This is a genomic window from Pseudonocardia yuanmonensis (assembly GCF_039542425.1).
Taxonomy (GTDB): Bacteria; Actinomycetota; Actinomycetes; order Mycobacteriales; family Pseudonocardiaceae; genus Pseudonocardia; species Pseudonocardia yuanmonensis.
Genome location: NZ_BAABIC010000002.1, coordinates 459,898 through 472,785, shown reverse-complemented (window position 1 = coordinate 472,785; position 12,888 = coordinate 459,898). Strand labels below are relative to the sequence as shown.

Annotated in this window: 14 protein-coding genes; 10 read left to right on the top strand and 4 right to left on the bottom strand. The window is 74.8% G+C overall.

Features of this window, described 5'->3' with window-relative positions:
- Nucleotides 1-704: BCCT family transporter (locus ABD990_RS04670; RefSeq protein WP_345378554.1), on the top strand; the 704-nt coding region annotated here is incomplete at its 5' end.
- 182 nt (nucleotides 705-886) lie between these two features.
- Nucleotides 887-2,566 carry a hypothetical protein gene (locus ABD990_RS04665; protein ID WP_345378553.1) on the top strand — a complete coding sequence of 560 codons (1,680 nt, stop codon included), beginning with the start codon at nucleotides 887-889 and terminating at the stop codon, nucleotides 2,564-2,566.
- A 17-nt stretch (nucleotides 2,567-2,583) separates the two neighbouring features.
- On the opposite strand, the gene ABD990_RS04660 is transcribed toward ABD990_RS04665, so the two are convergent.
- From ABD990_RS04660 to ABD990_RS04645, 4 genes are all read right to left on the bottom strand, one after another.
- On the bottom strand, nucleotides 2,584-3,786 hold the full coding sequence (locus tag ABD990_RS04660) for an MFS transporter (protein ID WP_345378551.1): 1,203 nt from the start codon (nucleotides 3,784-3,786) through the stop codon (nucleotides 2,584-2,586).
- Complete coding sequence (locus ABD990_RS04655) at nucleotides 3,783-4,478, bottom strand: GntR family transcriptional regulator (protein ID WP_425569416.1); 696 nt, start codon at nucleotides 4,476-4,478, stop codon at nucleotides 3,783-3,785. The genes ABD990_RS04660 and ABD990_RS04655 overlap by 4 nt, the downstream gene beginning before the upstream one ends.
- 45 nt (nucleotides 4,479-4,523) lie before the next feature.
- Complete coding sequence (locus tag ABD990_RS04650) at nucleotides 4,524-4,835, bottom strand: hypothetical protein (protein WP_345378550.1); 312 nt, start codon at nucleotides 4,833-4,835, stop codon at nucleotides 4,524-4,526.
- 141 nt (nucleotides 4,836-4,976) lie between these two features.
- On the bottom strand, nucleotides 4,977-5,549 hold the full coding sequence (locus ABD990_RS04645) for a hypothetical protein (protein ID WP_345378549.1): 573 nt from the start codon (nucleotides 5,547-5,549) through the stop codon (nucleotides 4,977-4,979).
- Between the two features lie 236 nt (nucleotides 5,550-5,785).
- Between ABD990_RS04645 and ABD990_RS04640 the strand changes: the two genes are divergently transcribed.
- The 8 genes from ABD990_RS04640 to ABD990_RS04605 all read left to right on the top strand — a co-directional run bounded on the left by ABD990_RS04640 (nucleotide 5,786) and on the right by ABD990_RS04605 (nucleotide 12,885).
- Nucleotides 5,786-6,364: a hypothetical protein gene (locus tag ABD990_RS04640; RefSeq protein WP_345378548.1), complete on the top strand. Its 579-nt coding sequence runs from the start codon at nucleotides 5,786-5,788 to the stop codon at nucleotides 6,362-6,364.
- Nucleotides 6,361-7,389, top strand: a complete 1,029-nt coding sequence (locus ABD990_RS04635) for a DNA polymerase IV (RefSeq protein ID WP_345378546.1) — start codon at nucleotides 6,361-6,363, stop codon at nucleotides 7,387-7,389. The genes ABD990_RS04640 and ABD990_RS04635 overlap by 4 nt, the downstream gene beginning before the upstream one ends.
- A 61-nt stretch (nucleotides 7,390-7,450) precedes the next feature.
- Entirely contained in the window at nucleotides 7,451-8,530 is a 1,080-nt protein-coding gene (locus tag ABD990_RS04630) for a thermonuclease family protein (RefSeq protein ID WP_345378544.1), read from the top strand.
- A 131-nt stretch (nucleotides 8,531-8,661) separates the two neighbouring features.
- Nucleotides 8,662-9,447: a VOC family protein gene (locus ABD990_RS04625; RefSeq protein ID WP_345378542.1), complete on the top strand. Its 786-nt coding sequence runs from the start codon at nucleotides 8,662-8,664 to the stop codon at nucleotides 9,445-9,447.
- A 274-nt stretch (nucleotides 9,448-9,721) separates the two neighbouring features.
- Nucleotides 9,722-11,257, top strand: coding sequence for an MFS transporter (locus ABD990_RS04620; RefSeq protein WP_345378541.1), 1,536 nt, complete (start codon nucleotides 9,722-9,724; stop codon nucleotides 11,255-11,257).
- Between the two features lie 43 nt (nucleotides 11,258-11,300).
- Nucleotides 11,301-11,957, top strand: coding sequence for a nitrile hydratase subunit beta (gene nthB / locus ABD990_RS04615; protein ID WP_345378540.1), 657 nt, complete (start codon nucleotides 11,301-11,303; stop codon nucleotides 11,955-11,957).
- Nucleotides 11,954-12,541 (top strand): nitrile hydratase subunit alpha, encoded by a 588-nt coding sequence (nthA, locus tag ABD990_RS04610; protein WP_345378538.1) that lies wholly within the window; start codon nucleotides 11,954-11,956, stop codon nucleotides 12,539-12,541. Before nthB ends, nthA begins: the two co-directional genes overlap by 4 nt.
- The gene (locus ABD990_RS04605; RefSeq protein WP_345378537.1) at nucleotides 12,538-12,885 is read left to right on the top strand and encodes a nitrile hydratase accessory protein; all 348 of its coding nucleotides are present in this window, start codon (nucleotides 12,538-12,540) and stop codon (nucleotides 12,883-12,885) included. The genes nthA and ABD990_RS04605 overlap by 4 nt, the downstream gene beginning before the upstream one ends.
- Nucleotides 12,886-12,888 lie beyond the last annotated feature (3 nt).

Genomic DNA, 12,888 nt, shown 5'->3' with positions numbered 1-12,888 from the left:
CCTGGACCCCGTTCGTCGGCATGTTCATCGCCCGCATCAGCCGCGGCCGCACGATCCGCCAGTTCATCGCGGGCGTCATCCTGATCCCGAGCGTGGTGTCGCTGGTCTGGTTCGCCATCTTCGGCGGCGCGGCGATCTCCGAGCAGCAGGCGGGCAACGACCTCGCCTCGGCGAGCACCGAGGGCCAGCTGTTCGGGCTGCTGCAGTCCTACCCGGCCGGGGTGATCCTGTCCGTGGTCGCGATGCTGCTGGTGGCGATCTTCTTCGTCTCCGGCGCGGACGCGGCGTCGGTCGTCATGGGCACGATCTCGCAGAAGGGCTCGATCGCCCCCAGCCGCGGCATCGTGATCTTCTGGGGTGCCGTGATGGGCGCCATCGCCGCGATCATGCTGCTGGTCGGCGGCTCGGACGCGCTGTCCGGCATCCAGAACATCACCATCATCATGGCGCTGCCGTTCGTGATCGTCATGGTGCTGCTGTGCGTGTCGCTGTACCGGGACCTGCGCCACGACCCGCTGATCCGCAAGGAGAACCGGGCCGCCGAGGCCGTCGAGCAGGCCGTGGACTACGGCCTGAAGGCGCACGACGGCGAGTTCATCCTCAACGTCAAGCCGATGAGCATGGCGGACGGCGCCGAGGAGGCGCGGGCGCACGGCGGGGGCACCGTCCTGCCGGGCGAGCCGCAGCCGCCGCGCAAGGCCTGACCCGGACCGCGACGAGGCCCCCGGCGGTGACGCCGGGGGCCTCGTCGTGTGCCCGCCCCGACCGCCCGCCGCGGCGCCTCCCCTACCGCCTTCCCTACCGCCTCCTCTACCGCACCGGCCGCCGCCGGGGTGCCCGACCCCCCGTCCCGGCCGCCCCCGTCGGGCTGAGAAGGTGGATCTCGATGCGTCTCGTCTTCGCCCCCGGTGACGACCAGGGATACGCCGGAGCCCGGGACCGGTTGCTGGAGGCCTTCCTGACGTGGGCCCGGCGGAACCGGGTCTCGGCGGACGTCTTCCTGGTCGCCGCCGCGTTCGACTACAAGTACGCGCTGGACCGCAGGCTCGGCCGCTGGACGCGCGCCCACGTCGCCGACGCGCTCGGCATGTGGTTCCCGCGGCACGTCACGGTGCTCGACCCCGAGGAGGTCCCCGAGGCCTTCCACGCGCTCATCGACTTCCTGGCCGACGCCGACGGGCTCGACCACCGCTCCGCCTCCCGCGCGGAGCTCCACGCGCAGGTGCGCGACTCCACGCCCGCGCTGCTCGACGGCATCGCCGACGAGCGCAACTACGACCTCGGCAAGTTCTGGGGCGTCCAGCTGCGCCGGCACGGCGTGGATCCCGCCGACCCGCGCGCGGTGCAGCGCTTCCTCGACCGGGCGCGCTCCGGTGAGGTCGACATCGACCACGCCGCGCTCGCCGAGATCACCCGGCGCGAGGTGGAGGCCGCGCGCGACCCGGCGCCCGCGCCCGAGCTGCCGCCGGTACTGCTGCCCAGTGCCGCCGAGATGGTCACCGCCGCCCGGGAGAGCACCGCGCTGGACCTGCTGCGCACGCTGACCATGTGGGTGCGCGCGGGCCGCCGGCTCACGCGGGACGGCAAGCTCGGGCTCGCGGACGCGCTCGCCCTCGCCGACCTGCTCGGCCTCGACCAGCTCTACCGGGACAGCGCGCGCAGCAGCACGGACCTGCCCGAGACCTCGATGCTGCTGCACTGGGCCAAGGCCGCCCGGCTGGTCCGCCCGCTGCACGGCCGGCTCGTCCCGGTGAAGAGCGCCGCGAAGGACCTGCACCGGCCGATCGAGCTGTGGCGGCGGGTGTTCTCGGCGGTCGGGCGGATCGGCGACCACCTCGGCGGCACGGACGTGTTCGGGGCGCCGTCGCTCTTCGGCATGTCGCTCGCGGACGCCTTCCCGATCCTCTGGCTGGAGCTCTACGCCGCCGGCGGCGGGCCGATCCCGGTGGAGCTGTTCCACCGGCTCGTGCGCGAGGCCGTCAACGAGGAGTGCGGCTGCGTGGTCGACGACCTCGCCGGCGACGCCGAGCAGCGGCTCTGGCGGCGGGACGTCACCGCCCTGCTCGACGCGCTGGAGCTGCTCGGCGCGGTCGAGCTCGGCGAGCTGCTCGACGCCGACGAGCTCGACGGGCTGGTCGAGCTGGCGGGCCGGGACGACCCGGACCCCACGATCGTCTCGCTCACCCCGATGGGGCTGTGGGCGGTGCACGAGACGCTGATCGACCAGGGCCTGCACGCGCCGCTGCCCGGCGAGCTGGCCGACGAGGACCTCGAGTACGTCTGCGTGCGGATGGCCGAGGTGCGTAACGCGGTCGCCGAGGCGGAGCTCGACGCCTGGGTCGCCGCCCGGACCCCGGCCGAGGCGGCCCGGGAGATCGGCCGGTTCCTCGCCCGCACGGACGACCCGGTCCACCGCGACCTGGCCCTGCACGCCCTGGCGCGCACCGGCCCGGCCGGGCTCGCCGAGGCCAAACGGCTGCGTGGCGACCCGGGCGGTCCGGACGGTCCGGGCGGCCGGTACGACGACCGCCCCGACACGCTCTCGGACGAGCTGCTCCCCTCCTGACTCCCGCGGGTCGGCCCTCAGCTCCCGCGGGTCGCGGCCTCCGCGGCGACGGGCAGGTGCCGGTGGGAGTGCCGCACGATCACCGCGGTACCGCCCAGCGCGACCAGCACGAGGCAGCCGAGCAGCACCGGGTAGCTCGCCACCCCGCTGAGCACGGCGAGGATCGACGGCAGCAGGAAGCCGACGTAGGCCAGCGTGTAGTACACCCCCGTGAGGGCGGCCAGCTCGTCCGGCCGCGCCAGCCGCTGCAGCTCCAGCAGCCCGGACACCACGGCGATCCCGTAGGCGGCGCCGAGCACCACCGCGGCGATCAGTGCGACGACCGGCGAACGCACGACCGCCGCGACCGCGCTCACCGCCAGCCCCACGGACATCACGACCATGGACACCACGACGCCGCGCGCGCTCGTCGTCCGGTCCAGGCGCTTGGCGAGCGGCTGCACCAGCGCGCCGGCGCCGAGCGTGCACACCGTGAGCAGGGTCGAGTAGGCCAGTCCCCACGTCCCGAGCCGGTCCCCGACCAGCTGCGGCATGATCGCGTAGGCCACGCCGGCGGAGCCGAAGATCCACGGCGCCATCGGGGCGATCACGCGGCGGAACCGCGGGTGCCCGGCGCCGGCGAACCGCCCGGTGGTGCCCACGACCGGAGCGTCGCGCGTCTCGGGCAGCCGGAGGATCGCGAGGAGCGCGGCAGCGGCCAACACCGCGTGCACGACGTACGGCAGCTGCATCGGGAACGGGGCCCACTGCGCGAGCACCCCCGCGACCCCGGCCCCGAGGCCGAAGCCGAGGGTCAGCCAGAGCGCACCCCGCCGCGTGCCGGTCGCCCGCTCGGCCCCGCCGCGCACGGACAGCTCGGTGACCCAGGTCGAGCCGACGGCCATCGCCACGGCGACGCCGACGCCCGTCACGAACCGGCCCGCCGCGATCCAGGCGACGCCGCCGAGCGCGAGGAACACGCTCGCGACCAGCGACGCCACGGTGCCGGCCAGCATCACCGGCCTGCGGCCGTACCGCTCGGACAGGGCCCCGACCGTCAGGAGGCCCGGCACGAGCCCGACGACGTACGCGCCCAGCAGGGCGTCGACGGCCAGGACCGAGAGCCCGGAGTCGTGGTACATGACCAGCAGCGGGGTGAACTGGTTGCCGCCCCAGCCGCACGCGAAGACCGCGGCCGCGGCGGCCCGCCAGAGGTTCTGCGGCCTCGGTGTCGACGTCACCGCCGGTGCGTCCCGTCCAGATGTGCGCGCAGCGCGGTGGCGAACGCGGCCTCGTCGCGGGCCTCGACGATCCCGATCAGCTCCTCGTGCTGGCGCAGCACCACCGGGAGCTGCTCCGGCACCGGGCCGAGCGCGTGCACGCTCATCCGGCGCTGCCGGTCGGCGAGCGTCGCGTAGAAGCGGATGGTCAGGGTGTTGCGGCCGGCCGCGACGAGGGTGCGGTGGAAGGCCTCGTCGGCCTCGGCGAACCCGGGCAGGTCGCCCCGCTCGGCGTGCCCGCGCTGGACCTCCAGCGCGGCGCGCAGCTCGGCGACCGCCGCCGGGACCTGCTCGGGGCGGCGCAGCAGCCGACGGACCGCGGCGGTCTCGACGGCCTCGCGCGCGTCGAGCACGTCCTCGGCCTCCCCCGGCGGCACCGGGACGACGACCGCGCCCCGCTTGGGGATCAGCGTGAGCAGGTCCTCGGCCTGCAGCCGCAGGAACGCCTCGCGCACCGGGGTGCGGCTCACCCCGAGCCGCGCCGCGATGTCGCCCTCGCTGAAGAGGTGCCCCCCGGGGAGCTCCCCGGTGAGCACCAGCTCCTTGGTCAGGGCGTAGGCGCGGTCGGCCGCGGGTGCGGCGTGGGACAGGGCGTCGGACACCACGTCGGGCAGGGCCTCGGCGGACGACGCCGCAGGAGGGACCGGGGGCACGCCCCGGACCCTAGCAACTGAGATGCAAGCTTGTATCTATGACGGCTACGACAGCGGCGCGTCGTCCCCGTAGCGCACGGCGGGCGCCTGGCCCGTGAGTTCGTCGCACAGGTCGGACAGGCGCGAGTCCAGGCGTTGCTGCACGCGCTCGAGGGAGTCGAGCTCGGTCATGATCTCCAGCGTCGGGCGGGGCCCGTCGATGCCGGACAGCGCGCGTCGCAGCTCCCCGCGGAGCTCGCCGATCCGCTCGCGGCACTCCTCGACGGCGCTGCGGTGCGCGGCGAGGCGGGCCCGCTGGCCGGCGTCGAGCGAGTCGGGCACGGAGTCGAGACGCTCCTGCAGGCGGTACGGGTTCACGGGCGGTCCTCCCCGGTGGTGGACGGGTGGTGACGATCACTGTGTGATCGCCGACACACGCGACGGTAGCCGAGGTCGGAGTCGCCCGAAAGGCGAAACGCAAACGCGTCCCGACTTGGGGGGGACCCGGAGGGGGAAGGTTCAGGCGGAGCGGCGGTCCCGCTGGCGCGGGATGGCGGCCAGCGCCGCCGCGGCCCGCACGTCGAGCGGGCTCTCCTCGGCCTGGCGCGGGATCTCGACCGCACCCCGCCGGCGCTCGCGCACCAGATCGGTCGTGAGGTGGTAGTGCCCGTGCCGCGACCGCTTGCAGACGTACGCCCGCTGCGCCCGGGCGCCGAGCTCCTCGAGCTCGCGCGCGGCCGCCTCGGCGGACTCGCGGTCCGGGTAGATGACCTTGCCGTCCGCCCCGACGCCCTGCCGGCGCGGCGCGGTGCCGGCGAGCTCCGCACGGCTGGGCTTGCAGAAGACGGGACGCCCGGTGCTCATCAACCGGGCGTACCGCAGCAGGATCCGGGCGCGGTCGAGGTCGCGGACCGGGCCGCGCGGTTCGCGCGGCTCGCGCTCCCCCGCCTCCGGGGACACGCGGGGACGCGGCGTGAGCCGGCGGACCTTCGCCAGGTCGGAGGGCGACGGCACCGAGCCCGGGACGAACGGCCGCACGCCCTCGGCCCCGCCGGTGTCGCCCGGGGTGCCGTGCTCCTGCTCGCCGCTCATTCCGTCCTCCAACTGCCCGCCGCCAGTGGAACGCTCGTCGCCTCCTGGATCGTGGGAGCCATCCTGCCCCGTTACCGGGCGGCCGCGGTGTCCCACGATCGTGTCGTTTCCGAACTTCGATCACCGTGCGTAGCATCTCGCCCGCCGGCATGACGACCGTGCGTGCCCGGATCGGTGCACAGCGCTGCAGGCCGCCCGTCGGCGCCCCTATGCTCCTGCCACTCGGGGGAGGTGCTATGGGGGTAGCGGGCGAATGGACAGGGCTGTTCGGACGATCGGCGCTCGCGTCGACGGTCTTCGAGGTCGCGCCGGTCGGCCGCCCCCGTGTCCGTGAGTGGCTCGCGGCGCAGAGCGTGGCCACGGCCTGGACCCGGGACCCGCACGCCCCGGCGGTCGACGCCTGGGCCGTCGCCGACGGCGGGGTCCTGGCCGTCGCGCGCTGGAGCCCGGCCCGGTCGGCCGGCGACGAGGACATGCTGCCGAGCGGGCTCTACGTCGTCGGCTTCGGCGCCTTCCGGCTGCTCACCGCGGCGCTCGAGGTGCCCCGTCCAGTGCGCCCGCTGCCCGGCGAGCCGCTCGCGGACCTCGACGCGCTGATCCGGGCCCACGAGGCCGTCTCCCCCACCTGCCGGGAGGCCGTCGAGCAGGCCGAGCTGCTCGCGACCTGCGTCGACCGGCCGACCCTGCGGCTGGTCGCCGGCGCCCTGCACGCCGCGACGACGCCGGGGCGTCCCGCCGTGGTGTCCGCACCCGTCCGGCAGCCGTCGCCGGCCCACCGCGGGCACCCACCCGGGACGGGCACACTCGCGGGGTGAGCCGCTGGGTGCTGCACGTCGACCTGGACCAGTTCCTGGCCGCCGTCGAGCAGCTGCGGCACCCCGAGCTCGCCGGGCGCCCCGTGATCGTCGGCGGCAACGGCGACCCGGCGGCACGCACGGTGGTCGCGACCGCCTCCTACGAGGCGCGGGAGTTCGGCGTGCACTCCGGGATGCCGATGCGGCTGGCCGCGCGGAAGTGCCCCGACGCCGTCTTCCTCCCCGCCGACAACCCGGCGTACGAAGCGGCGTCGGAGGAGGTCATGGCGGTGCTGCGGGAGTTCCCCGTGGTCGTCGAGGTGATCGGCTGGGACGAGGCCTTCCTGCAGTGGGACGGCGACGACCCGGAGGCGCTGGCCCGGGAGATCCAGGCCGAGGTGCGTGCCCGGACCCGCCTGTCCTGCGCGGTCGGGATCGGCGACAACACGTTGCGCGCCAAGACGGCGACCGGCTTCGCCAAGCCCGGCGGCATCCACCGGATCACCGCGCACAACTGGTTCGCGACGCTCGGCGACCGGCCCACCGAGGCCCTCCACGGCATCGGCGTGAAGACCGCCCGCAAGCTCGCCGAGCTGGGCATCCACACCGTCACCCAGCTCGCGGAGGCCTCCCCCACCACCGTCGGCGAGCGGCTCGGTCCCCGGATGGGGCCGTACTACGTCTCGCTCGGCCGCGGCATGGGCCGCACCGAGATGGAGGCCTCGCCCTACGTCCCGCGCTCGCGCAGCCGCGAGACCACCTTCCCGGCGAACCTGGAGGACTGGGGCGCCGTGCTCGCGGAGGTGTCCGCCCTGTCCGCGCGGGTCGCCGAGGACGTGGCCGTCGAGGGCCGCGACGTCGCCCGGGTCGGGGTCAAGGTGCGCTACGCCCCGTTCCTCACCCGGACCCGCAGCACCACCCTCCCCGCCCCGACCCGCGACCCCGCGGTTCTCGAGGCCGCCGCCCTCGAGGTCGCCGGCTGGTTCCGGCAGGACCGTGCCGTACGGCTGCTGGGGGTGCGGGCGGAGTTCGTGGACAGCACGTAACGGACAGACCGCACGCAGCGACGAATGGCCGACACCATTGCTCCGTCCGGCTGGAGACCCTGTGCTCGGCCTGCTCGTGAAAGCCGCCGTCGGCCTCGCCGTGGTCGGCGGTGGCACCGCTGCCACCATCGCGACTGTGTCCGCAGTGACCACCGATACCGGAACGGTCACTCACCTCGTGGACGGGGACACGGTCGACGTCCTCGTCGAGGGGGTCGTACAGCGGGTTCGGTTGCTCAACATCGACACCCCGGAGACGGTGGACCCCGAGAAGCCGGTCGAGTGTCTGGGTCTGGAGGCGTCCGCACACCTCGCGTCACTCATTCCTGTCGGGAGCCAGATTTCACTCCGGTATGACGACGAGCGGATCGACGGCTATGGGCGAACGCTCGCGGCCGTGTACGCCGACGATGTGCTCGTCAACGCCGAGATGGCGCGCGCCGGCCTCGGTGTCCCCGTCATGTACGGCGAGAACGACGCCTACCTGTCCGAGGTCGAGGAGGCCGCTACCGAGGCCGAGGCGAACGGGCGCGGCCTGTACCCCCCCGAGATCACGTGCACGATCCCCGGACAGGTAGCGACGGCGGAGGCGGCGGCCGCGGGTGCGCCCACTGCTGTCCAACCGGCAGGCAGCACGGCGGCCCAGCTCGACACCCTGGCCGCTCAGGCGGACGCTCCGATTGCTCAGGCCGCAGCATTCCTCTCGTTCGCCGGCGGCGACCGAAGCGGAATCGCCTGGGCCGCCTTCGACCGAGCCGGGCAGGATCGGCTGGTCGGGCGAGTGGTACATGCGGTCGACCGGGCCCGCAACGACCAGTCCTCGCTCCGGACAGCGGCAGACGACGCACGTGCTCGGGAGAAGGCCGAGGCCGATCGCCGGGCGGCGGAGCAGGCCGCACGGGAGCAAGCCGATCGCGAGCAGGCTGCGCGGGAGAAGGCTGCGCGTGAGCAGGCGGCCAGGGACAAGGCTGCAGCCGACAGGGCAGCACGTGACCGGGCCTCGGCGCCCTCGGGCACATCGTCTTCCGGACCGCGGGCCGGCACGCCGGGCTCGTCCGGATCGACAGCGCAGAACCCCTACCCGGGCTACACCGGCCCCCGCTGCTACGCACCGGGCGGCAAGACCTGGAAGCCGTGTTGAGCCGGTAACGACGCCGCGCAGCGACGACTCGTCCTGGTGGACGACCGCTCGGCGCACGATTCCCCGGAACCGTCGGTGCCCGGTGAGAGGCTCCGCTCTCACCGGCACCCGCTGATCCGGAGGAGAACGCCATGCCCTTCACCGACACCCCGTGGCCGAACGGTTCGCCCTGCTGGGCCGACATCGCCGTGCCGGACCTGCCGAGGGCGCTCGACTTCTACGGCGCCGTGATCGGCTGGTCGTTCGTCGACACCGGCGAGGACTACGGGCACTTCACCATCTGCCAGACCGAGGGCCGGGCCGCGGCGGGCATCGGGCCGGTCATGCAGGAGGGCCAGCCCAGCTTCTGGACCCTCTACCTCGCCACGGACGACGTCGACGCCACCAGCAAGCTCGTCACGGAGGGCGGCGGGTCCGTGCTCGCCGGGCCGATGGACATCCCGGACACCGGCCGGATGGCCGTGTGCGCGGACGCGACGGGCGGCGTGTTCGGGCTCTGGCAGGCGGCCGGGCAGGTCGGGATCGAGGTGTTCAACCAGCCCGGGTCGCTGGTGTGGGAGGACGCGCGGCTCACCGACGTGGCCCGCGGCCGGGAGTTCTACCGCGGGCTCTTCTCCTACCGGTACGCCGAGGTCCCCGGCATGGCGCTCGCGGAGTACGGCACCTTCGGGCTCGGCGAGGAGCCGCTCGGCGGGATGGGCGGCACGATGGGCTCGCCCGAGGGCACCCCGAGCCACTGGCTCCTGTACTTCGGCGTCGGGTCGGTCGACGCCTCCGTCGCCGCGGCGAGCGAGCGCGGCGGCACCGTGATGATGGCCGCGCAGGACACGCCGTTCGGGCGGATGGCGGTGCTCACCGACCCCTTCGGCGCCCCGTTCGCCGTGCACCAGGAGCTCGCGGAGGCCGACGAGGGCTGAGGGCACTCGCACACCCGCTCCTGCCGCCCGGCACACCCGAGAGGGCGTCGCACACCCGCTCCTGCCCGGCGGCACACCCGAGAGGGCGTCGCACAGCGGCTCCTGCCCGCCGGCACACCCGCCGGGGCATGCACACAGGTCGTCGACGGCCTGTGCCGCGCCCGACCGGGTGTGCCGTGGGCCGGAGCAGGTGGACGGCCGCTCCCACTTGCTTTGCTTGCATCAAGCAAACTACCGTTGCCCGGTAGCTCCCGGGAAGGCAGGTGGCGCCCTCGTGTCCGAAACCGTCCGCGGCAGGGCATGCGGGACGCCTTCACCGGCCGCGCGCGGTCGCGACCTCCCACCGCTCACCGGGCCGGATCTCGCCGAGCCCGATCTCGCCGGCTCCGGTCCCGTCCCGCCGGACCGCAGCCCGGCCGGCCCGACCGCACGCTCCTCGCCCGACCTCACGCCCCACCCCCGGCGGTGGTTCGTGTTCGCGGTCGTCGGGCTCTCGTTGTTGATGTTCGCGATGGACCAGACCGCGGTCGCGACGGCGCTCACCGCCCTGGGCCGCGACCTCGGGACCGACCTGGCCTGGACCGGCTGGACGATCACGATCTACTCGGTCGGGCAGATCCTCGCGCTCCCGCTGGGCGGGCGGCTGTCGGACCAGTTCGGCGGCCGGCGGGTGTTCCTGGTCGCCGTCGCCGTGTTCGCGCTGACGTCGCTGGCGTGCGGCCTGGCGGCGAACCTCGGCCAGCTCGTCGGCTGCCGGTTCCTGCAGGGGCTCGCATGCGGCGTGCTGCTGCCCGCCGGGAGCGGGATCGTGGCGCACGCGTTCGGCCGCGACCGCGACCGCGCGCTCGCCCTGTTCACCAGCGTCTTCCCTTTCGGCGCCATCGCGGGACCACTGCTCGGCGGGCTGATCCTCACGGTGGCCGACTGGCGGGGCATCTTCCTGATCAGCCTGCCGATCGGGCTCGTCCTGCTCGTGGCCGGGTACCTCGTGGTCCGCGACCCACCGCGGAAGCGCCCGGAGCGGGTGGACCTGGCGGGGATCGTGCTGATCACCGTGATGCTGCTGGCGGCGATGACGGCCGTCGCCCGGCTCGGCTCCCTCGGGTCCGGCCCGGCGGGTCCGCTGACCGTGGCCGGGACCGCGCTCGTCGCCGTGCTCGCGGGCTGGGCGTTCGTGCGGCACGCGCGGCGGCACCCGGACCCCGTCGTCCCCCTGCGCCTGCTGCACGGCGGCGGGCTCGGGTCGATGAACGCGGCCAACGTCGTGATCGGCGCCGCGGCGCTCGGCTTCTCCGCGCTCGTCCCCCTCTACGCCCAGACCCGCTACGCCATGCTGCCGCTCGCCGCCGGCGCGCTGCTCACCGCGCGGGCCGTCGGGATGGTGCTCGCGTCGAGCACCGCCGTGGCCCTGCTGCGTCGCACCGGGCACAAGCCGCTGCTGATGACCGGCATGGCCGCCGTGGTCACCGGGCTCGCGCTGACCGCCGTCCCGCCCGCCGGCGGGCTCGACCCGGCGCTCTGGCTCGCCATCGCCTCGGCGGTCATGGGGATCGGCATGGGCTTCGCGGCACCCGCCTCGAACAACGCGGGCATGCACCTCGTGCCCGACGCCGTCTCGGCCATGTCCGGCCTGCGCATCCTGTTCCGCCAGCTCGGCGCGATCGCGGCGGTCTCGGTGACCACCGCGGTCACCGCCTCCAGCAGCGACCCGGGCGTGGCGACGGGGTGGGCGTTCGGCGTCCTCGCCGTGCTGATGACGGGGGCGACCGCGCTGGCGGCCCGGGTCCCCAACCAGCGCGGGCGGTGGTGACGTCAACTAAGGTGATCGCTCGTCACCTATCGTGGAGGTCGCGATGGCCCGCGTGTCCGACCTGGGCGGCACCCCCGGTCACGGCCCCGTCCCCGTGCCCGACCCGGCGGAGCCCGTCTTCGCCCAGCCCTGGGAGAGCCGGGCCTTCGCCCTGACGGCGTTCACCATGGGCCGCATCGCCGGCCGCAATCTCGAGGCGTTCCGGGAGACGCTGGACCGGCTCACCCCCGCCGAGTACCACGACTCCGGCTACTACGGCCGCTGGCTGCACGCCGCCGAGGCCATGCTGGTGGCCTCGGCGATCCTCGCCCCGGGCGCGGTCGACGCGCGGGCGCGCCGGCTGGCCGGCGGGCGCGTCGAGGAGCCCCTGGGCCCGGCTGCCCCGGCGAAGCCCGACTACGCCCCGACGGCTCCCGGCTCGCTGCGCACGGTCGAGGCGGCGCCGGCGTTCGCGGTCGGCGACCGGGTCCGCGCACGGGAGGGCGCCCGGTCCCCGGGGTACGTGCACGGGCGCGTCGGGACCGTCGACCGGATCCAGCCCGCCCACGTCCTGCCGGACACGCACGCGGTGTTCGCCGGCGAGAATCCGCAGCACGTCTACACCGTCCGGTTCCCCGCGCACGAGCTGTGGGGCGCGGGCGCCGACGACGCCGCGGCCGTGACCGTCGAGCTGTTCGAGAGCTACCTGGAGCGCCCGTGACCGACCCCGCCCCCTCCCCCGCGCTCCGCGCCGAGGCGCTGGAGCAGCTGCTGACCGAGCGCGGCCTGGTCCGGGCCGACGTGATCGACGGGTTCGTCGCGAAGTACGAGTCGGACGTCGGCCCGCTGAACGGGGCCAGGGTCGTCGCGCGGGCGTGGGTGGACCCGGGGTACCGGGCCCGGCTGCTGGCCGACGCCACCTCCGCGATCAAGGAGGTCGCCTGGGGCGGCGGGGCCAACGGCGAGCACATCGTGGCCGTGGAGAACACCCCGGAGCGCCATCACGTCGTCGTCTGCACGCTGTGCTCCTGTTACCCCTGGCCGGTCCTCGGGCTGCCGCCCTCCTGGTACAAGGACCCGGCCTACCGGGCCCGTGTGGTGCGCGAGCCGCGCACGGTCCTGGCCGAGATGGGCCTGGACCTGCCGCCCGAGGTGGCGATCGAGGTGCACGACTCCAGTGCCGAGGTGCGCTGGCTGGTCCTGCCCGAGCGCCCCGCGGGCACCGAGGACCTCACCGAGGAGGAGCTGGCCGCCCTGGTCACGCGGGACGCGATGGTCGGCGTCGCGAAGGTCGAGGCTCCATGACCGCCCCGCTGCCCGTCGACGGTCCCGCCGCTCCCCCGCGCGCCAACGGCGAGCTGCTGTTCACGGCCCCGTGGGAGGCGCGGGCGTTCGGCATGGCGGTGGCGCTGTACGAGTCCGGCGCGTTCGCCTGGCCGGACTTCCAGCGCGCGCTGATCGCCCGGATCGCCGCGTGGGAGGCGGCGCCGGAGGGCGAGTGGCACTACTACACGCACTGGCTCGCGGCCCTGGAGGACGTCCTCGCCCTGTCCGCGGACGTCGACGCGCGGGCCGCCGCTCTCGCCGCCCGCGCGCCCGGGCACGACCACGGCGCACCCACCGGCCACGGGCACGGCCACGGCCACTGACCG